The organism is Desulfatiglans parachlorophenolica, assembly GCF_055394735.1.
This window is the reverse complement of the sequence record NZ_AP042460.1, coordinates 1,672,219-1,691,928: the sequence shown is the minus strand read 5'-3', so window position 1 is coordinate 1,691,928 and position 19,710 is coordinate 1,672,219. Positions and strand designations below refer to the sequence as shown.

The following is a 19,710-nucleotide window of genomic DNA, read 5'->3' as shown; positions in this document are numbered from 1 at the left end:
TCCTATCGTAAGATATTCGAAAGATGTTTCGGAATATTGCCGACTGAAAGAAGGGCGTTCTCAGTTCACGAAGATCTTGCCGAGGTTCGCGGTTGTCAGGGGATCCTCCATGTACATGCCGAGGCCGATTTGCTGGATCGACTCCATGCCCCTTTCGTCGTAGACGGGCATCTCGATACGGGGGGCGTCGGCCGCGGTGATCTTCTTCGAGAGTTGGCTCGCCTTGTCGAGCTTTTCGAAGGAGAAGTCGATCAGATAGCGGAGAAAGGCAAACGGGTGGCGCATCATGTGAAAACCGTATTTCATGCACATCGCCTGCCCGGCCATGGCGTCCTGATAGGCCCTGTCGGTCAGATGCTCTTCGTGGGTGGTCCCGGCGCTCTGACACGTGGGGAGATCCAGTATGAGATTCAGGTGGGTCATCAGGATATTGAGCAGGAAGTGGCTCACGAGTCCGTAGTTCGGGTTGTATTCGATGCGCGGGTCGGCGATCGTCGGGAAGCCGGCGTGGATGCAGGTCACGCCGGGGTTCAGCAGCTGCGCCGCACAGATGGCGAAGAGTACCTCGGCGTGCGTCATGGCCAACACCCCGTTGTAGCAGTAGGGGGCGCTGATGCCCGCCATGGGCATGGCCGAAACGAAGACCGGCAGGCCGGCCCGCACCACCTTGACGAAGTGTTCGGAGAAATTCTCGTTGACCTCGAGGGGTGGGCGGGTCAGGCAGAAAACGATCATGATGTCCTTCCGCTCCTCGTATAGCTCTTTTGCGCGGGCGAGCGCGGCATCGGAGGTGACCGCGAAGTAAAGGGGCTTGGAGCAAATCTCGGACATCAGAGACATCTGCTCGACCTCGTTTTTCAGCTTGATGCCTCGTCCCATTCCGGCAATGGCATCGTTCGCCTGTGCAATCCGCGCGATTTCCTTCGCGTAGTCCGTATTGGGGAAGATCCCGCCCTGTCCCTTCCGATCGTCGTAAACGTAAGGTGCGGTGCCGCCGATGAAGAAGCTGTTCAGGGGCACGAAGAAGTCGTCCAGTCCGGGGACGGTCTTGAGGCATCGCTGCACCAGTTCCCTGGTGACAAAGATGCGATCCTCGTAAACAAAACCGAGGCCATCGTTTTCATAGGCTTGAAAGGCCGCCTGGATATCGGGCTGCCGGCAGCCGACGCCGAGGTTTTCGAGGATCCACAGGGCGTCCTCATGGGTCCTGAGGAGCATCTGGACGGTGTCTTCTCCCAGAGCGGCCTTGGACTGCGCTACCTGGTCTTCTCTCATACGTTCCACGCTATTCTCCTTGTTTGCAGGTTGGATCACGCTCCATCCTCGTTTCTGGATTGGATCGTCGCCCTTATGGGCAGCCTTCCCGGATGGATATCATCGAGTCAAGCGAAAGAAGCGGCGCCCTCTGTAAGGGCCCGGTGATCCCGGGGGATCTCCTCTCGGATGATTTGTATAAAAACCAAATCATGCAAAATAGTTTCAACTCAAAATACTACGCTAAAAAAAATCGCTTGTCAAGGGGGAGGCTCGGCAAGCGTCAGAAACGGAGGTCGCGTTTTACTCGTTGGGTAGATCCAAAGGGGGTGTATTTTCGATTTCCTCGTCGAGATGCTCCATCTCGAGATCGGCAAGGTCCGGCATGTCGAGCATCCCGGTCAGGGTGTGCAACCCCTTGCGGATGTTTTCGACCTCGAGCAGAGGGAGCTTTCGGAGCCCTTCCATGATTTTGCGCTGAACAGGCGGGGGGGCGTTCATGGCCAAGGATTCGCCCGCTTCGGTCAGTTCGATCATGATGACCCTGCGGTCGGGCGAGTTGCGGACTCGACGGACGAGGCCCTTCTGTTCGAGCCGATCGATGATGCCGGTGACGGTGCTGGATTTGACGAGGATAAGGCGGGCGATCTGGGAGGCGGGGATAGGCCCGTTGGCGTGCAGGGCGAGGACGCAGTTCAACTGCGGCGTACTGATCTGATGGTATTTTATCAACTCCTTGGAGTAAAGGGTTCCCGCCTGTCCCAGGCGGCGTATTTGATAGAGGATCTCGCCGATGAGTAGGTCTCTTTCCTCCTGAGCGGGTTTTGGATTTTCTGCGGTGTTGCAATACGATGGCATGGTTTTGAACCCTCGATGGGCAAGATCGTTATGGGCAATAAGGTTTCCGGATCCGGACGGTGCCTTTTCGATCCAGGAGGCGCCACAACCGCCTGCCGGCGCGGCAGGGTCGGAGGCGGACCGATAGAGATTTTCACGTCATCCCTGAACCGGGCAAAGCGTGCAAGGGACACGTTATCATTTGAATATTATAGAGATAGCCGTCAGGATTTAGCAATGACAAAAGACCGGCGGGGGTCTTTCGGGTGCGCGCGGCGGCCGTGAGGTCAAGCATATCGGCGGGTCTTGAGGTCGCCGCTGCCCGCGGCGCAGCCTGCGCCGCGGGCCGTCCCATCGCGGCAGGGCGCCTGAGCGTTTCCGTTGGGGTCTTTGCCCTTGCCGGTCCGGAAGGATTCGAGTATATTTTTGGTCCGAGCCCGCGATTTCGAAAAAGGCAACCCACGCCGTCCCGTCAACGCAAGGACCCCGATGAAAGACTACCCCCTCGAGACCCTCATTACCCACCAGAAGAACCTGGAGCGCATCCTCGACAATCTGGCGGAAGGCATCATAGCGCACGACACCTCCCGGCGCATTCTTTTTTTCAACCGGGCCGCCGAGGAGATCACCGGATACAAACGGGAGCAGGTCGTCGGCCGGGACTGCCACGAGGCGTTCGGGCGGCCCTTTTGCGGCGAGCGGTGCGCCTTCGCGGGTGAGCCGCTCCTTGACCTCCAGGACACGGAATACCCGCTTCATATCACCCACATGCAAGGCGGACAGCGCCAGCTCGAGATGCGCGTGACGCCGATGCGGGACGATCGGCAGCGCTTCGTAGGCGTCATCGCTGCGTTCCGCGATATTACGGACCTCGTGGATTTGAAGCTGCAGCTGGGGGAACTCGAAAGCTTCGCCGGCATCGTCGGGCGGGATCACAAGATGATCCAGGTCTATCGCCGTATCCGTGACCTTGCCACTGTCGACTATCCGGTGCATATCAGCGGGGAGACCGGCACGGGAAAGGAGCTGGTGGCTGCGGCGATCCACAATGAAAGCCGCCGCGGAGGCGGGCCGTTCGTGCCGGTGAACTGTGCGGCGCTGCCGGAGGGGGTGCTCGAGAGTGAGCTGTTCGGACACGTCAAAGGGGCCTTCACCGGCGCCGTCCGAAGCAGGAAGGGCCGCTTCGAGCTGGCCGCCGGCGGAACCCTGTTCCTCGACGAGGTGGCGGATATGCCGCAGAGCGTTCAGGCGAAGCTCCTCCGGGTTCTCCAGGAGGGCCGCTTCGAGCGCGTCGGCGCCGAGGGGTCCGTTGCAGCCGATGTCCGCATCATCAGTGCGACAAACCAGGACCTCAAACAGTGTGTCGAGGCGCGGCGCTTTCGTGAAGACCTCTATTACCGCATTCACGTTGTCCCGATCCACCTGCCGTCGCTGCGGGAAAGACGCGACGACATTCCGCTGCTGGCGCGGCATTTTCTCGAGAAGGCGCTGGTGGATGTCGGCCGGCAGGCCGTCGTGTCACGGGAGGCCATGGCGGCCATGATGGATTACGAATGGCCGGGCAATGTGCGCGAACTGCAGAGCGCGATCCGTTTCGCCCTGGTCCATGCCAAGGGGCGGCTGATCCGGAGAGGGGATCTTCCTCTCGAGCTGAGGCATGGAGGCGCGCGGTGCGGGCCAGGGCAGCGGCTGAGAAAGCTTACGGTCGAAGGGGTTCGCAGCGCCTTGCTGCAAACCGGGGGCAACAAGGTGAGGGCGGCACGCCTGCTGGGGGTGGGCCGGGCAACCCTGTACCGTTTTCTTGCGGAGAACGGCGATGTCTCATGATACACTTCTGTCTCGCCCGTGATCTTCCTGAATCATTCTCGAATCTCTACATAACCAACTAGTTTCCATCCGGAAATGGTCTTTTTGGCCAATCTCGGCGTCAATCTGCACGTTTGCTTGTGCGGCGACCTACAGGTCGCCTCCGCGCAAACGCTTGATTTCCTTGATATTGGCCAAAAATCCTCATTTCCGGATTGGAAACTGGGTTCTATAAGAAAATCATTTCCGGATGGACACCAACTAGCTTCCATCCGGAAATGGTCTTTTTTGCCAATCTCGGCGTCAATCTGCGCATTTGCTTGTGCGGCGACCTATAGGTCGCATCCGCGCAAGTGCTTGATTTCCTTGGTATTGACAAACCAGGACCCGCCGCGAAGCGGTGGAACTGAGCACGCGAAGCGTGTGAAGAAAAAGTACTCATTTCCGGATTGAAAACTGGGTTGTACCGGGGAATCATTTCCGGATAGACACCAACTATAGGAGTGGATTGGACCATCGCTGACCGGCTTCACATTCCTCATGGAGCGCCGGCCATCCGGGGATCCGCTTCCAGGACCGCAGCCTTCGAAGCACGTGGCGCGGTTGAGACCCGGAGCGGGCGGGGGTGCCGGGGGACTCGATGGGCAGGGCGTCGAAGGCCTGCCGCGAGGGCAAAAGGCTGGAAAGGCGATGGTCCAACCGGATGTGTCTCGGCAAGAGGTGTCTCATCGGTGTCCCGTCGACGGGTGTTTTGGGTCCCGGTGGCCGGACAGCCCTGTCAAACGGGGGGGGAATCGGCCTGATCGCGCCCCGCCTCGCCCTTCCTGGATGCACGGTTTTGGTCCGTCCTTGCCGCCCTCTCGAATGGGGCTCGATGGGCCGGGAGTTCGGCGGCGCAGGATCCAGACGTCTGGATAGATCCAAGGAAATCATTTGGTTACGATATTGAAATATCAGCGGACCGCACGACGGTGCGCTGTCCCCGGAAGTCGGGGGGATTCCCTGGAAAGGCATTCACCGGCTTGCGCCGCTTACAGGTGGCGGTGCCGCCCGGTTTGGGTGGGGCGGGGCGAGGCCTTTTGGCACACGTCTTGTATCTGATTTACGGGGAAACCGATTGGAGGCCCCTGCGATGGGTGGATGCCGATGAAGCCATGCGACCGCGCTATCAGGAAGACACTGGAACTGACCGAGCGCATGATCGCCCTCGCGGACGAGGGCGACAGCGTCAGGGAGGACTCGAACTGCGGCATCCTTTACGGGGTGCTCAGGGACAGTGCGTTTCGGATAAGACAGCTGGCGGAAAGGGAGCGTGAGGCCCATATCCGCAAGGGCTGGTGGACGGAATAGCGGGTCGACCGCGGGTCTTCGTCATTGGACGACTTTGTTGGACGCGGTTCGCTGGAAAGGGTCGAACCCGAAGGGGCGAGATTCGCAGGTAAGGTGTATGCGGGAATGTTGATTGAGCACGGACGGATTTCCCATCAACCATGAGGATGTTTCTTCGCAGGTGAAGCCGGAAGGGCATATTCGCGCTTAGCAACAGACACGGATGATGAAAGAAGGGAGGAATAAAATCATGAGCAAAACGGAAGAAAATCTGAGAGAGGCCTTTGCCGGTGAATCACAGGCCAACCGGAAGTATCTGGCGTTTGCCAAGCAGGCCGACAAGGAAGGGTACCCACAGGCCGCCAAGCTGTTCCGGGCTGCGGCTGAGGCTGAAACAATCCATGCCCACGCGCATCTGAGGGTGCTCGGTGAGATCAAGGGCACCGCCGAGAACCTCAAGGCTGCGATCAACGGAGAGACGCATGAATTCAAAGAGATGTATCCGGAGATGATCGAGACGGCCAAAGCAGAGGGGAACAAGGCTGCGGAGAGGTCCTTTACCTATGCCAATGCGGTGGAGGAGGTGCACGCGAGGCTCTACCAGAATGCCCTCCAGAGTCTGGGCAACCCCCCTGATGTTGCCTGCTACTATGTCTGCTCGGTCTGCGGCTATACGCATGAAAACGAGGCGCCTGACACATGCCCCGTTTGCGGCGCCAAATCGAAGGCTTTTGTGCGGGTCGATTGAGTTTGAACGGCGGCCTGCAGGTCGGCTCTCCGGAGCCGACCGATCTCCTCGATATCGGCCGAATGTCGTCCTGTTCGGATTGGAGGCCGGGCCGTCCGGGCTGTCTCTTTTCGGATGGAAATGAACGGTTCAAGATGCTCCGGCGCAGGACAGACGTCGGAAGGGAGGTGGATATGGCGGCTCCTGAAGACATGTGGCAGTGTCAAACCGTGAACTGTGGTTATATCTATGACCCCGACAGGGGAGATCGCAAGGGAAAGATCCCCAAAGGGACCCGTTTCGAGGACCTTCCGGAGGATTGGAAGTGCCCCGTCTGCGGGGCGGGAAAGAAGATGTTCAGGCCCTTGGCCGGGCCCGGGTCCGTCGCGAAGGAGGGGATCTGAAGAGAAATTCCTTGACATGTCCGCTGACAGCTCTTAAAAATTAGGAATGATTCCTAATAGGTTGTGAGGATATGACGACAGGAACGGCACATCGAATGACGCGGCAGCGGGAGGTGATTCTGGAAGAGATCCGGAAGCTGGATTGCCACCCCACGGCGGATGCGATCTACGAGGCGGTGCGCAAGCGCCTCCCGAGGATCAGCATGGGGACGGTCTATCGCAATCTGGATATCCTCGCATCATGCGGAATGATCCGAAAGCTCGAACCGGATTTTCCCCAGATGCACTTCGATTGCAATACAAAGGAGCATTATCACGTTACCTGCATTAAATGCGGTAAGATTGAAGACGCGCACCTCGAAACGGTGAAAGATTCTGTCGAACACCTGGAATCCGCCATGGGGAGCTTGACCAAATTCGGCATCTTTGGCCACCGTCTGGAGTTTCTCGGCATATGCGCCGAGTGCCGTGCAAAGGGGGAGACGCTCCCGGTGGCCGATCCGGTCTCTGACGCCGATGCGGCGGAAGGGGATCCGGAACAGGGGGTACAAGGGGGGGTTGTCCGGTCTGAAATCTCAAAGGGTTGATCGGATCGGACTGGCCCTCAGGGTTTGTCCGAGGCCGGGAAGATGTCCGGCGGGTTTTTGGGCGGCGGCTGTCTGCCTCGGCACCCGCACCGGCCGTCGGGATGAAGTGAGGGTGGACGGAAAGGCCTGTTTGCTGGACGAAGGAGCAGGAACGACGAAGGAGGAGATATGGAAGAGCGTAGCGGAGTGGTCACCATGAAGGGAAGCCCGCTGACCTTGATTGGCGGGGTGATCGAGGTCGGAGACAAGGCGCCCGACTTTGTCGTTATCGACAACGATCTCAAACCGGTGCGTTTTTCGTCTTATGCCGGCAAGATTGTTGTGATATCCGCCGTGCCGTCCCTGGACACCCCGGTTTGCGATATGGAGACCAGGCGCTTCAACGACGAGGCGGGGCGCCTTTCGGATGACGTGGTGATCCTGACGATCAGCATGGATCTTCCTTTCGCCCAGAAGAGATGGTGTGGGGCGGCCGGGGTGGATCGGGTGGTCACGCTTTCAGACTACCGGGAAGCGGAGTTCGGGAAGGCCTATGGGGCCTTGATCAAGGAGCTGCGCCTGCTGGCCAGGATGGTTTTCGTCGTGGATCGGAGCGGCGTGGTCCGCTACGTGCAGACTGTAAAGGAGTTGACGCAGGAGCCGGACTATGATGCGATCCTTGCGGCTGTGCGCGGTCTGGCGGGCTGATTTCAAGACGTGAAGAAGGGGTTCCGAGGGTTTTCCGCCGGCCGCGAAACGTTGGGTGAGGCGGCCCCTTCAACCCTCGATAGGCTGTAAGGACTGTCTCTGAAGCGCAAACAGACAATCATCCATTCAAAAGGAGGGATACCGATGGCCCAAAAATTGGAGATTTATAAGTGTGAAGTCTGCGGTAATATCGTCGAGGTCCTTTTCGGCGGAAAAGGCGAACTTGTCTGCTGTGGACAGCCGATGAAGCTTTTCAAGGAGAACACGGTCGACGCGGCCAAGGAAAAGCATGTCCCGGTCATCGAGAAGCTCGCCGACGGCGGGTTCAAGGTCACGGTGGGCAGTGTGCCGCATCCGATGGAAGAGAAGCACTATATTCAGTGGATCGAGGTCATTGCAGACGGCAAGGCCTATCGGCAGTTCCTGGAGCCCGGCGCCGCGCCGGAGGCTGTCTTCAAGATCGAAGCGGCATCCGTCGTTGCCCGGGAATACTGCAATCTCCACGGCCTCTGGACGGCATAGGCACACACGGGGAGAGGTGCTCCCGTCCAGAAGAGGTGCGCGCGGGACCTGGGCCAGTTGTCGCGAGGGTCCCGCTGCAGGGAGCGAGGAGCGCCGCAGGCTGCCCCGGATAGAAAGGAGCGAGACGGATATGGGTGAGTGGAAATGCAAGGAATGTGGATATATGGTCAAGGCGGAGACCCCGCCCGAGACCTGCCCCATGTGCAAGAAGAAGTGTGAATTCGTGGATGTCTCCTGCTATATCCCTGACTGTGGGCAGACGGGCAGCGATCCCAGATTGAAGTAGATTCCATTTAATCTTCTGAAGCAGAGGAGGAGCGGGCCATGTCGGAAAAGAAGTACAGAGTGCGGGCCGAGTGCCCCGCTTGTGCTTGCGGGGATGTTACTTTTCTCGGTCCCGAGAAGCTGCGGGAGAAGTTTATCGGTAACGAGAATGAGGTCGAGATCCTGTGTCCGCATTGCGGCGCGAAGCTGAAAGGCAAGGTCGAGGTCGAAGACGCCGATTGAGCGAAGGAAGAACAGGCGGTTTGAATGGGGCTGCCCGGAGGTCGCGAACATGGGAAAAACTCTGGTCGTTTACGCCACCAGAACCAATGAAACCAGAAACATCGCCGAACTGATCGCGGAGGGCATCCGTTTTTCCGGTCATGAGGCGGAGGTGGTCAATGTGACCCAAATCAAGAAGGAATCCGATCTGGGTGGGTATGACGCGTACGTATTCGGCTCCGCCACCTACCACGGAGAAATGATGCAGGGCATGAAAACCCTGCTTTTCCTTGCGGAAAAGGCCGGGCTGGAGGGAAAGGTCGGTGCGTCCTTCGGCGCCTTTGGATGGAGCGGTGAAGCCCCCGACCGGATCTTCGATACCATGAAAAACATCTTTCGGATGAACATGGTGGGAGGGGCGCTGCGCCTCAAGTCCGCGAGCCTCGGAGGCGGGACGAAGATGGCCCAGGATTATGGGCGCGAAGTTGGACAGAAGCTCTCGGCGGGTTAGCCGAGTACGGAGGGACGGGCGCTTGTCCGGCTGGCCCGGGTCCTGACGGCCGCCGGAAAAGCTTCCCGGCTGCGGGCCGCGCGGGTCGGAGAAAGGCGCTACCCGTATCGTTCCGGGGGAAGCCGAGGAGGCGCCGTTCTGGAGAAAAATCCATAAATCCATGAAATGATTCAGGTCGGAGGAGGATGACGTATGACAACCCCACAGCATTGCCCCGGGTTCGAACAGTTCAAGAGCCTCAAGTCGTTTCTGTGCAAATGCCCCGACTGCGGCATGGAAAAAGAGATCTTCTCGGATGAGTTCGATCAGAAGCATGTGTGCGGCGGGTGTGGAAAGGAAATCGATTTCACGAAATGCTCTTTGGAAACGGGGAGCTGAGAGGCGGGAGGTGGCGATGCCTCCCGCTCGGGATGAACGAAACAAGTCGTTCGTTTGGGGGCAGAGTCATCGCCGCCCAACCTGGTGCCGATCGCTTTAGAAAGAGCTTATTGCGCCGCCCGGCGAAGGAAGGCCGGATTGGAAACTGGGTTGTACCGGGAAATCATTTCCGGATGGAGGCCACCTAACACTGAGGAAAGGAAAATGCATTTCGAATACCGTATCACCAGTCATGCGGAATCCGATTTCAAGCGTGTGATCTATTTTTGCTCCGAGAAGGGGGATTGCCGTTTGGAGGATGTTTCGGATATCCAGATCAAGACGTTGACCGCGATGTTGAATGACCAGGGCGCTGAAGGCTGGGAACTGGTTCAGCTTTTGTTTGGCAAAGGGGGTCTACTGGCCGTTTGGAAACGCGTATTGAATTTCTAATTTTATTAGTAATAGTTACTAGTCATGAAGGCTAATTCAATCCATGAAGGAGGATCTCTGATGGAAAAGGAAAAGAAAACGGATGAACTCGTGAAGTTGAACATCAAGGACGCCACGATGTGCGAGGCGACTGCGCAGATGCTCAGGAAGGCGGAACGGGACGGGGTCGAGACGGCCTTTCACCGGGCTGCGACGATGAAGGCCTGTCCAATCGGAGCGGATTCCGCCTGCTGCAAGCACTGTTCCATGGGGCCGTGCCGCCTCAACGCCAAAGATCCGTACGGAAAGGTCGGTGTTTGCGGCGCGACCATCGACACGATTCAGGCCCGGAACTTCGCCCGCATGGTGGCGAGCGGCGCCGCGGCCCACACCGACCACGGGATGAGCATGCTGGACCTCTTTCGTGAGGTGGTGAACGGGCATATCAAGGAATACCGGATCAAGGACACCATCAAGCTCGAGGAGGTCTGCCGGGAGCTCGGGATCGAGGTCGAGGGGCGCAGCCCCGAGGAAATGGCCAAAGACCTGTATAAGGAGTTGGAGCGGACCTATATTCAGGTGGAAGGGGAGATCCCCTTCGCCAAGCGTGTCCCCGAGAAGACCCTGGAGACCTGGCGAAAGCACGGGGTGGTCCCGAGGGGCGCCATGCGCGAGATCATGGAGCTGATGCATCGCACCCACATGGGCGTGGACCAGCACTATGAAAACATCACCAAGCAGTGCACTCGGACGGCCCTCTCCGATGGGTGGGGCGGATCTATGGTGGCCACCGAGATCTCCGACATCCTTTTCGGGACCCCGACACCCGTCCGCGCCGAAGTCAATATGGGCTGCCTCAAAGAGGACGAGGTCAACGTCATTATCCACGGCCATGAGCCGAACCTTTTCGAGTCCATGCTGGATTCGGTCAACGACCCCTCGCTGATCCAGGCGGCGAAGGAGGCCGGGGCAAAGGGAATCAACCTGGTCGGTATGTGCTGCTCCGGGGCGGAGATGCTTTCGCGGCACGGCATTCCGCACGTGGGCAACTTCATGTCGACGGAGGCCATCCTCATCACCGGCGCCGTCGACGCGATGGGCGTCGATGTCCAGTGCATCAAGCAGGGGTTGGCGAAGGTGGCCGAGTGCTACGGGACGAACCTCTTCACTACGAATCCCCGCTGCCACATCGAGGGCGCGGAGCACATCCAGTTCGAGGAGCATGCGCCCCGTGAGTGTACGGATGCCATCGTCGAACGCGCGATTGTACGCTTCAAGAACCGCAAACTGCCGATCGAGATTCCGCAGATCCGGAACCTGGGCGTCCATGGCTTTTCGCACGAGTACATCAACTACATGCTCGGCGGGAGCTTCCGGTCTTCCTACACCCCGCTGAACGACAACATCATCAACGGGCGGATCCGGGGTGTGGCGGGTGTTGTCGGCTGCACGAACCCGCGTGTAAGGCATGACTGGGTGCACGTGGAGCTTGTCAAGGAGTTGATCAAGCGGGATGTCCTCGTGGTGCAGACGGGTTGTTCTCAGATTGCGCTTGCCAAGGCGGGTCTGTATACGCCCGAGGCGGCCCACCTGGCCGGCGCCGGGCTTCGCGAGGTCTGTGAGACCGTAGGGATGCCGCCGGTTCTCGGGCTCGGGTCCTGCGTCGACAACAGCCGGATCCTGATCGCCTGCGCGGAAATGGTCCGGGTCGGCGGGCTCGGCGAGTCCATCGCCGACCTGCCGGTGGCCGGGGCCGCGCCCGAGTGGATGAGCGAGAAGGCCATTTCGATCGGTCACTACTTTGTCGCCTCCGGGGTCTACACGGTCTTCGGTGTGACCTTCCCGATCGTCGAGGGGACCAAGTTCCACAAGCTCCTCTTCGAGGGCCTGGCGGATATGGGCTTCGGGACGTGGGGCTTCACGCCGGATCCCTATGAGATGGCGCGCCTGATGGTCGCCCACATCGATGCGAAGCGCAAGGCGCTCGGGATCGACAAGGCGCGGGAGCGCGTGCTCATGGACATGGCCTCGCGGCGTGATCTGGAAGCGGCGTGATGCCTGCCGCCGAATGATGCGTTGAAAACGGGGGTCGAGGGGTGCCGGGATCCTTATGGATCCAGGGGCCTCTCGGCCTCTTCGATTTTTTCCGGCTCGCCGGTTTTGGGTTTCGGGCCTCGCTGCGCGGCCGAAAGGCCCCGCTGCGGGGTGCCTTGCGGATGTCGCCCCCTTGCCGGAACAAAAACCTTCATGATTTCGGCCGTTGTCTGGTAAACTCGCCAACGGAGCAGAACGGGGCCTGCTGAATGTTTTCCCTTTTCCGGCCCGCTCCGCGGCCGGCGACGGCGCGGCCCCTTCATACCTTCCCATCAGCTGCCCGGTCTTTTACGATCGGCCTTTTTTAGCAGGATGATTCGGAACCGATGTGCCTGATCCTTTTTGCCTGGCGTGTGCATCCGGTTTACGCGCTGGTGCTCGCCGCAAACCGGGACGAATACTATGATCGGCCGACCGCCCGGGCCTCTTTTTGGGAGGATGCCCCGGGTCTGCTTGCGGGGAGGGATCTGCGCGCCGGCGGGACGTGGTTCGGCGTGACGCGCCGGGGGCGGGTTGCCGGCATCACCAATTACCGCGATCCAGCCTTCTGCAGGGAGCAGGCGCCTTCACGGGGAAGCCTGATCACGGACTTTTTGCGGGGGGATGCGCCCGCAGAGGAGTTCATCGAGCGGCTTGCACCCAGGGCGGCGGAATACAACGGCTTCAACCTGGTGCTGGGCGGTTTGAGAGGACTCTACTGGTATTCCAACCGGGGCGGTGATCCATTGCCTCTTGTCCCCGGCGTTTACGGGGTTTCCAATCGGCTGCTGGATACGCCCTGGCCGAAGGTGGTGCTGGGGAAAGAGCGCCTGGTGGAGGCGATGGCACGCTGCGGCCGGCAGGAGGACCTCATCGAGGCGCTTCTGGAAATGCTTTTCGACCGACAGCCGGCCCGAGAGGAGGCCCTGCCGGAGACCGGTGTAGGCCCTGAGTGGGAGCGGATCCTTTCCCCTATCTTCATCGAGAGCCCGAGCTACGGGACCCGTTCTTCGATGGTCCTTCTCGTGGACCGCGCCGGAGAGGCGCATTTTGTAGAAAAGACCCACTCTCCCGAGCAGGCGCTCGACGGGCGTGTGGTTCGGCATACGTTCAGGATGGACCTCGCGGGTTGACCCTGGACGTTGAGGCCGACGTATGGATCGAACCGGTCCCGGGAAAGGGCGCTGCGCCGAAGGGCCGTGCGTCCGGGAGCGCCCCGGGCGTGAACGCCCATGGGGCGTTCGGGCCTGCCTGTTATTGGACGGCCACCAGCACCTTCTGCCCCGGGAAAATGGTGCTTCGCGTCGTCAACTTGTTCAGCGCCAGAAAATCCGACAGGCCCATACCGTATTTACGGGCGATGATCGCGGGACTGTCGCCTCTCCTAACGGTGTATTTCCTCGTCTGGCTGGCCGAAAGCGCGCCGCCCCCCTTGGGGAGAGTCAGGACCTGTCCGACCTGGAGACTCGAGCTTTTCATGCCATTCATGGACTGAATCACTTTGGTTGTGGTACCGAATTGCCGGGCCAGCCCGAAAAGGGAATCCCCCTTCCTCACGACATAGTCTACATAATTTTTCTGATGGACTTTGGCGACTGCCGCGGGAGGGGCGGCGGCCGACTTTTTGGTGGCCTGGCTGCTGGATGTCGGGATTTTGAGGGTCGATCCAACCAGGATATGGTTCGTGTTTTTGAGTTTATTGGCGGATTTGATGCTTCCAGACGATGTGCCGTAGCGCGCGGCGATGGAGGAAAGGGTTTCCCCCTTGCGGACGCGGTGCCTCACATAGGCGGAGCCGGCCCGTGATGGGGCAGGGGCTTTGACTACGGCTGCCGGGGGGCACCAGGAGGGGATGCTCTCCATCTTGGCGAGCAATTCCGTTCCTTTACCCTTGGGTACTTTGAGATCGTAAGGTCTTTCAGGTGTCGTGTTCTGTCGCAGCTCGGGGTTCATGCCGAGGAGGGTGTCGTAGGGTGTGGAGATGGCCTCCGCGACTGTTTTCAGGTGGATCTGTTTGTCGATGGTGACGCTCTCCATCGGAAGGACGGAATCGACTTCGGGCAGGGTCATTCCATAGGCCTTGGGATTCTGCAGGATGTGGAGTACGGCCAGAAAGCGCGGGACATAGGCCGCCGTTTCCCTGGGCAGCTTCTCGTAGAGGTCCCAGAAGTTATCCAGATAGTTGATCTGCTGGCTGTTGATGTGGCGCAGAACGGCGCCTTCTCCGCAGTTGTAGGCGGCCAGGGCCGTGGTCCAATCCCCGAAGATCCGGTGCAGTTCGGTCAGGTAAGCGATGGCGGCGTCAGTGGACTTTTCGGGGTCCATGCGCTCATCGATCCACTCGTCCCTCTGAAGGCCGAACTTATACCCGGTCGATGCGATGAACTGCCAGAGGCCGAGGGCCCTGGCGCGGGAAAAGGCCCTGAGCTTGAACCCGCTTTCGATCAGGGGCAGCCAGGAGAGTTCTTCGGGCAGGCCGGCCTCCTTGAGTTTATCCAGGATAAAAGGCCGATACCGGCCGGAGCGACGGTAGGCGTTGACGAAGAAGGGGTTGCCGGGAGCACTCAGATAGGCGATCTCCTTTTCGACATGGGAATTCATGATCATGGGGATGGCGGTATGCAGCCCGTTGGCTGCGGTGTAACGCGACGAATAGATCTCCACGGTGCGCTTCGAGATGGTGATGCGGATGTCGTCCCGCTGCTGGAGAATCTCTTCCCCGGCGTCGTCTTCGACACGCAGGATCAAGCCGTAGGCCTCGTCCAGGGTCGAAAGCGCCCTGTCCAGTTCGCCCCGCTCCCAGTAGTCGTTCGCGGCCTGGCAAAACTCGAGGGCCGTGTCGAGGAGTTGCTGGTCGGTGAGGCGGGACGGGTCGACGCCCTCTAGCGCGGCGCCGCGCTCGAGGGCGGGGCTGGAGGTCCTGGTGAATCCCGCGGCTGATTCGCCGGCCTGATATCCGCCCGGCCGCAGATCGCCGTCGATCGAGTGCCGGGATGAAGCGCTGTTTTCCAGGGGCAACCCGCTGCCGGCACACCCCGCCAGGAGCATCCCTCCGCAGAGCATCGGCGAAATAACCCGCGTCAGTCTGAAGACCATATCCTTTCGCATGTTTCTCCCTCGTTCACGCTGTTCTGTCAGGAAATAAGGTTGACTCCCCCGTCGCTGCATCGAACCCGAAAAGCGCGGAGTGGGAAGCCGGGCAGGCCGGCGAACCGCTCCGTCGTCATCTCGCGATGCCCTCGGCTGGAGGTTCGAACCGGATTCCGCCGCAGGGCGGATCGATCGGGCGCAGCCGATGGAGCGCCATCCCGACCTCTGGAGCGAACCTTCGCCAGTAAGGTAAATATGGTTTATGGACAGGCATTTATTGGGACGCAGGACCGCAACGGAACTTTTTATCTGTCAAACCGCCTCTCTGTTCCGGACCGGCATGGCCCAGGCGGCGCAAGGGGAGGCGGCAAGCTTCGAGGACTGAAATCTCCGGGGCTTCAAGGACTTCTGCGTGATGGTCAGGGGCCGCTGAACCGCGTGCACCTTTATCCGCCTTGCCGCGCCTCCCGCACAAGCATCGCCCGCGAGTATAGGAGAAGCCTTGCGATTGGTCAAGCCTGAAATCGCCCGGCAGAACGGGTTTTCCTGCCGATTTTCACCCGAATGGAAGGCCCTGGATGGGCGGGGTCCTCAGGCCAGGGTCATCCTGGTGCAGAAAGACCCCGAATGATGCCTTTCAGGGTGTCCTCCCGGTTCAGGGCAGGGTCTTCGGAGACGATCCGGAGCAGCTGGTGCAGGATCCTGCCGACCGTCGGGCCCGGACCGATCCCGAGCAGCTGCATGACGGTGTGGCCGTCGACGGCAAGGTCTTCGGGCCGCAGCGGCTGAGGCTGCTCCATAAGTTCGTCGATCCGGCGCTCGAGCCGATCGAGGGCCCGAACCCTATGTTCGGAGCCGGGGCCGTGCGCGAGGAGATCCGCACGCCGCAGCGCGAAAAGCTCCTGCAGGGCTTCCGGACCGACGCGTTGAACGAGGCGGCGGATCGCCGCATCGCTCCAGGGCGCTTCGGCGTCGAGCATATGGTGCTCGACGAGGTGGGCCGTGCGCTCGGCAAAGGATGACGAGAAGCGCAGCCTGCCGAGGATCTCGCGGGTCATTCGGGCGCTCAGGGCTGCATGGCCGTGAAAACGCCAGACTCCTTCGATCTTTCGCCGGGTTCCCGGCTTGCCGACATCGTGAAGCAGTGCCGCCACCCTCAAGACCGGACTCGGGGGGACCCGATCCACGGTTTCGAAGACGTGCCTCAGGACCGTGTAGCGATGGGGATGGCGCTGCCGCATCCGGTATCCCTGGAGGAGTTCGGGGATGATCCGCCCAAGAAGCCCTGTCTTCCTGAGGAGGATCAGGCTCGAGGAGGGGTGCTCGAGGAGGAGGATTTTCAGCAGTTCCTCCCGGATCCTTTCTCTGGCCGCCGCTTCGATGCGCCAGGCCTCGCGCGCCAGAGCGGAGAGGGTCTCGGCCTCGATCGAAAAGCGGAGTTCCCCTCCCAGGCGGACGGCGCGCAGGAGACGGAGAGGGTCCTCACGAAAACGGTCCTCGGCCCGAGGTACGCCTCGGAGCAGACGTCTGCCGAGGTCGGCCGCCCCGCCGAACGGGTCGGTGAACCGGCCAGAGAAGGGGTCCCAGGCCATCGCGTTGACGGTGAAATCCCTGTGGGCGAGGTCGCCTTCCAGGCAGTGTCCCTGGCCCTTGAAGGGGGTGATTTCGACGCGGGTCCCGGGAAGGAGCAAGGTGAGCGTGTTGGCCTGAATCACGAAATGCGGGATGTCCGAGAAGATCTGGATCAGGGTTTCGTGCGGGGCGCTTGTCGCCAAATCCCAGTCGACCAGGCGGCGCTTCAGCCATGCATCCCGGACAGCGCCGCCCACGACGACCGCCTGGTGGCCGGCGGTCTGCAGGCGGCGGCAGGCCTGCGCGACGGCCTCCGGCAGGGCGACCGGAGGCATCGATGCAGGGGCGCGGTCCCCGAAGGTGCCTTTCGACGAATCGACACAACGTCCGGGCGAGGCGCATCGTAATCGGTATGGATTTCCTGTAGGCAACATGAAACGCTATCCTGAGATCGGCCCGCGGCGAAACCGGTGGGACTGGGCACGCGAAGCGCATAAAGAAAAAATCCTCGTTTCCGGATTGGAAACGGGCCTGCACCGGGAAATCATTTTGTTTCCATCCGGAAATGGTCTTTTTGGCCAATCTCGGCGTCGATCTGCACGTTTGCTTGTGCGGCGACCTACAGGTCGCCTCCGCACAAACGCTTGATTTCCTTGATATTGGCCAAAAATCCTCATTTCCGGATTGGAAACTGGGTTCTACCGCGAAATCATTTCCGGATGGACCCCATCTTATACCCGCAAGCCGCTCCCGGACAAAGAAAATTGGTTTCCATTCGGACGCAGATGGTTTCCGGGGCCATCTCTGAACCGGAGAAGCCGTTATTGTGGGGAAAGTTGGATTTGAGGCTTGAATTTTATTCAACATAAGTCTAAATTATAGAATTTTCGGGCTCCTGACCATGTTTCTTCCCGGGTGCCGACGCGTCGCCGCCCGGTAGGAGTCCGCTTGAAAATGGAAACGGAGAGGTGTGCTATGCTGGAATTGAAAGACCTCCGCTTCGTGGTGCAGGAGGATGCATCCGAGGGTGGCAACGGCGCGAAGACCATCATCGACGGCGTCAATTTTACCTTCGAGAAGGGAAAATTCTACGCGGTCACCGGCCCGAACGGAAGTGGAAAGACCACACTGGCCAAGCTGATCATGGGGATCAACCCCGTTACTTCAGGGGAGATCCTGTTCGAGGGCAAGGATATTTCCGGATGGTCGATTACCGACAGGGCGAGGGCAGGGATCGCCTACAGTTTTCAGCACCCCGCCCGGTTCAAGGGCACGACGTTTCGTGATCTCCTCTCGATCGCGATGGGTACGGAAGACGAGGACAAGCTGGTGAAGATCATCGCGAGGGTCGGCATCTGTTCGCTCGATTTCCTAGACAAGCCCGTCGATTCGAAACTGTCGGGGGGCGAGATCAAAAAGGTCGAGCTGGCTACGACGATCGCGCGCAACCCGAAGATCGCCATCTACGACGAACCGGATACCGGGATCGATCTCTGGACCATCGACCCCATGGTCAAGCTCCTGAAAAGAGAGCAGAAGGAGTACGGCACGACCACCCTGGTGGTGAGCCACAACCGGGCCTTCCTCGAGGCGGCCGACAGGCTTCTTCTGGTCAAGAAGGGGCGGATCGTCTTCACCGGCAGCCTGGAGGAGGCGCTGCCCCTGCTGAACGACCTCAGTATCTGCGGCTACAGCGAGGTATGTGAAGGAGAAAGCGATGCTAAGTGCTATCGATAAAGAGCTGCTGAAAGAGGTGGCCGGCCTCGAAGGCATCCCGAAGGGCGCCTACAACATCCGCAAAAACGGCCAACTCCTGGGCCGCGAGGTGTCCGCCAATATCCTGATCGAGACGAACGAGGCCGGGAATGGCATCGTCATCACCATCGCACCCGGCACCCGGAACGAGTCGGTCCATATCCCCGTCATCGTCAGCCAGGCCGGCCTCCATGATGTGGTTTACAACACCTTCATCATCGGCGAGGATTCCGATGTCACGATTGTCGCCGGCTGCGGGATCCATTGCGGCGGCTCCGCGCCCGAGGGGCACGAAGGGATCCACGAATTCCGGATCGGTAAGAAGGCCCGCATGAAATACGTCGAGAAGCACGTGGCGCTGGGGGAAGGGAAGGGAAAGCGGAGCCTCGACCCGACGACCCGCGTCTTCCTGGAAGAAGACGCCTATGCCGAGATGGAGTTGAGCCAGCTCGGCGGCGTCGACGAGGCCCTCCGGCAGAACGAGGCGCAGCTGGGGCCCGGAAGCTCGCTGCTCATCACCGAGCGGGTTCTTACGGACGGCCGGCAGTCCGCCGTCTCCCGGAACGAGATCGTGCTCGTGGGTGAAGACAGCAAGGCCAATATGATTTCCAGATCGGTCATCAAAGGGGATTCCCGGCAGGATTTCTACGCGACCCTGGATGCGCAAGCCAAATGCTTCGGGCACATCGAGTGCGATGCGATCATCATGGACAACGGCGCCAACGAGACCATCCCCTCTCTCAAGGCGAGGCATCCGGATGCCGAACTGACGCACGAGGCCTCCATCGGCAAGATCGCCAATGATCAGCTGATGAAGCTGATGAGCCTCGGGTTGACCTACGACGAGGCGGTCAACAAGATCATTCAGGGTTTTCTGAAATAGGTTTCCACTGGGATGAGACGAGGGGATGCCGCGGTGCGGCATCCCCTCGTCATGTGTCGGACCTGATTTTCGAACGGGCGGGATGGCCCGGGAAAACGGGTTTCGGTTCGACCGTCGATGCAGCGGAACCCGTCGTTCGAAAAGCGTTCGGGCGCAGGATCGAGAACGCCCTAGTTTCCATCCGGAAATGATTTCCCTATAGAACCCAGTTTCCAATCCGGAAATGAGGATTTTTCTTCACCGCTTCGCCGCTCAGTCCCACCGCTTCGCGGCGGGTCCCGGTTTGGCCAATATCAAGGAAATCAAGCGTTTGCACGGAGGCGACCTGTGGGTCGCCGCACAAGCAAACGTGCAGATTGACGCTGAGATTGGCCAAAAAGACCATTTCCGGATGGAAA

Annotated in this window: 25 protein-coding genes; 19 read left to right on the top strand and 6 right to left on the bottom strand. The window is 60.0% G+C overall.

Annotated elements, in window-relative coordinates; translation table 11 throughout:
- Positions 1–60 precede the first annotated feature (60 nt).
- Together ACZ500_RS08035 and ACZ500_RS08030 are read right to left on the bottom strand one after the other, a co-directional pair.
- Positions 61–1,275, bottom strand: a complete 1,215-nt coding sequence (locus ACZ500_RS08035) for a trimethylamine methyltransferase family protein (protein WP_464233020.1) — start codon at positions 1,273–1,275, stop codon at positions 61–63.
- Positions 1,276–1,557: 282 nt separating this feature from the next.
- Complete coding sequence (locus tag ACZ500_RS08030) at positions 1,558–2,112, bottom strand: MarR family winged helix-turn-helix transcriptional regulator (protein WP_464231987.1); 555 nt, start codon at positions 2,110–2,112, stop codon at positions 1,558–1,560.
- Positions 2,113–2,580: 468 nt separating this feature from the next.
- On the opposite strand from ACZ500_RS08030, the gene ACZ500_RS08025 reads away from it, so the two are divergent.
- The gene (locus ACZ500_RS08025; RefSeq protein ID WP_464231986.1) at positions 2,581–3,918 is read left to right on the top strand and encodes a sigma-54 interaction domain-containing protein; all 1,338 of its coding nucleotides are present in this window, start codon (positions 2,581–2,583) and stop codon (positions 3,916–3,918) included.
- A gap of 75 nt (positions 3,919–3,993) precedes the next feature.
- Entirely contained in the window at positions 3,994–4,350 is a 357-nt protein-coding gene (locus ACZ500_RS08020) for a hypothetical protein (RefSeq protein WP_464231985.1), read from the top strand.
- 42 nt (positions 4,351–4,392) lie between these two features.
- On the opposite strand, the gene ACZ500_RS08015 is transcribed toward ACZ500_RS08020, so the two are convergent.
- On the bottom strand, positions 4,393–4,614 hold the full coding sequence (locus ACZ500_RS08015) for a hypothetical protein (RefSeq protein ID WP_464231984.1): 222 nt from the start codon (positions 4,612–4,614) through the stop codon (positions 4,393–4,395).
- A gap of 429 nt (positions 4,615–5,043) precedes the next feature.
- Between ACZ500_RS08015 and ACZ500_RS08010 the strand changes: the two genes are divergently transcribed.
- From ACZ500_RS08010 to ACZ500_RS07950, 13 genes are all read left to right on the top strand, one after another.
- Positions 5,044–5,247, top strand: a complete 204-nt coding sequence (locus tag ACZ500_RS08010) for a hypothetical protein (protein ID WP_464231983.1) — start codon at positions 5,044–5,046, stop codon at positions 5,245–5,247.
- A gap of 229 nt (positions 5,248–5,476) precedes the next feature.
- Complete coding sequence (locus tag ACZ500_RS08005; protein ID WP_464231982.1) at positions 5,477–5,974, top strand: rubrerythrin family protein; 498 nt, start codon at positions 5,477–5,479, stop codon at positions 5,972–5,974.
- Positions 5,975–6,147: 173 nt separating this feature from the next.
- Positions 6,148–6,357 carry a rubredoxin gene (locus ACZ500_RS08000; protein ID WP_464233019.1) on the top strand — a complete coding sequence of 70 codons (210 nt, stop codon included), beginning with the start codon at positions 6,148–6,150 and terminating at the stop codon, positions 6,355–6,357.
- A gap of 95 nt (positions 6,358–6,452) precedes the next feature.
- Entirely contained in the window at positions 6,453–6,944 is a 492-nt protein-coding gene (locus ACZ500_RS07995) for a Fur family transcriptional regulator (protein ID WP_464231981.1), read from the top strand.
- Between the two features lie 168 nt (positions 6,945–7,112).
- Positions 7,113–7,631 (top strand): thiol peroxidase, encoded by a 519-nt coding sequence (gene tpx / locus ACZ500_RS07990; protein ID WP_464231980.1) that lies wholly within the window; start codon positions 7,113–7,115, stop codon positions 7,629–7,631.
- A gap of 144 nt (positions 7,632–7,775) precedes the next feature.
- Entirely contained in the window at positions 7,776–8,153 is a 378-nt protein-coding gene (locus ACZ500_RS07985; RefSeq protein ID WP_464231979.1) for a desulfoferrodoxin, read from the top strand.
- Between the two features lie 130 nt (positions 8,154–8,283).
- Positions 8,284–8,439 (top strand): rubredoxin-like domain-containing protein, encoded by a 156-nt coding sequence (locus ACZ500_RS07980; RefSeq protein ID WP_464231978.1) that lies wholly within the window; start codon positions 8,284–8,286, stop codon positions 8,437–8,439.
- 38 nt (positions 8,440–8,477) lie between these two features.
- A complete protein-coding gene (locus tag ACZ500_RS07975) occupies positions 8,478–8,660 on the top strand; it encodes a hypothetical protein (protein WP_464231977.1) in 183 nt (60 codons plus the stop codon).
- 49 nt (positions 8,661–8,709) lie between these two features.
- The gene (locus ACZ500_RS07970) at positions 8,710–9,150 is read left to right on the top strand and encodes a flavodoxin domain-containing protein (RefSeq protein ID WP_464231976.1); all 441 of its coding nucleotides are present in this window, start codon (positions 8,710–8,712) and stop codon (positions 9,148–9,150) included.
- Positions 9,151–9,342: 192 nt separating this feature from the next.
- Complete coding sequence (locus ACZ500_RS07965; protein WP_464231975.1) at positions 9,343–9,528, top strand: hypothetical protein; 186 nt, start codon at positions 9,343–9,345, stop codon at positions 9,526–9,528.
- 204 nt (positions 9,529–9,732) lie between these two features.
- Entirely contained in the window at positions 9,733–9,960 is a 228-nt protein-coding gene (locus ACZ500_RS07960; protein WP_464231974.1) for a hypothetical protein, read from the top strand.
- Between the two features lie 60 nt (positions 9,961–10,020).
- Entirely contained in the window at positions 10,021–11,994 is a 1,974-nt protein-coding gene (cooS, locus tag ACZ500_RS07955) for an anaerobic carbon-monoxide dehydrogenase catalytic subunit (protein WP_464231973.1), read from the top strand.
- 365 nt (positions 11,995–12,359) lie between these two features.
- A complete protein-coding gene (locus ACZ500_RS07950; RefSeq protein WP_464231972.1) occupies positions 12,360–13,145 on the top strand; it encodes an NRDE family protein in 786 nt (261 codons plus the stop codon).
- A 121-nt stretch (positions 13,146–13,266) separates the two neighbouring features.
- On the opposite strand, the gene ACZ500_RS07945 is transcribed toward ACZ500_RS07950, so the two are convergent.
- Positions 13,267–15,108 carry a lytic transglycosylase gene (locus tag ACZ500_RS07945; protein WP_464231971.1) on the bottom strand — a complete coding sequence of 614 codons (1,842 nt, stop codon included), beginning with the start codon at positions 15,106–15,108 and terminating at the stop codon, positions 13,267–13,269.
- A 502-nt stretch (positions 15,109–15,610) separates the two neighbouring features.
- Between ACZ500_RS07945 and ACZ500_RS07940 the strand changes: the two genes are divergently transcribed.
- The gene (locus ACZ500_RS07940; protein ID WP_464231970.1) at positions 15,611–15,733 is read left to right on the top strand and encodes a hypothetical protein; all 123 of its coding nucleotides are present in this window, start codon (positions 15,611–15,613) and stop codon (positions 15,731–15,733) included.
- Here ACZ500_RS07940 and ACZ500_RS07935 read toward each other — a convergent pair.
- Positions 15,705–17,009, bottom strand: coding sequence for a CCA tRNA nucleotidyltransferase (locus tag ACZ500_RS07935; RefSeq protein WP_464231969.1), 1,305 nt, complete (start codon positions 17,007–17,009; stop codon positions 15,705–15,707). The two genes, ACZ500_RS07940 and ACZ500_RS07935, sit on opposite strands and share 29 nt — an antisense overlap.
- A gap of 230 nt (positions 17,010–17,239) precedes the next feature.
- On the opposite strand from ACZ500_RS07935, the gene ACZ500_RS07930 reads away from it, so the two are divergent.
- The 3 genes from ACZ500_RS07930 to ACZ500_RS07920 all read left to right on the top strand — a co-directional run bounded on the left by ACZ500_RS07930 (position 17,240) and on the right by ACZ500_RS07920 (position 19,312).
- Positions 17,240–17,482 carry a hypothetical protein gene (locus ACZ500_RS07930; protein ID WP_464231968.1) on the top strand — a complete coding sequence of 81 codons (243 nt, stop codon included), beginning with the start codon at positions 17,240–17,242 and terminating at the stop codon, positions 17,480–17,482.
- Between the two features lie 167 nt (positions 17,483–17,649).
- Entirely contained in the window at positions 17,650–18,411 is a 762-nt protein-coding gene (locus ACZ500_RS07925; RefSeq protein WP_464231967.1) for an ATP-binding cassette domain-containing protein, read from the top strand.
- Positions 18,392–19,312 (top strand): SufB/SufD family protein, encoded by a 921-nt coding sequence (locus ACZ500_RS07920; RefSeq protein ID WP_464231966.1) that lies wholly within the window; start codon positions 18,392–18,394, stop codon positions 19,310–19,312. Before ACZ500_RS07925 ends, ACZ500_RS07920 begins: the two co-directional genes overlap by 20 nt.
- Before the next feature lie 196 nt (positions 19,313–19,508).
- On the opposite strand, the gene ACZ500_RS07915 is transcribed toward ACZ500_RS07920, so the two are convergent.
- On the bottom strand, positions 19,509–19,697 hold the full coding sequence (locus ACZ500_RS07915; RefSeq protein WP_464231965.1) for a hypothetical protein: 189 nt from the start codon (positions 19,695–19,697) through the stop codon (positions 19,509–19,511).
- Between the last annotated feature and the right edge of the window lie 13 nt (positions 19,698–19,710).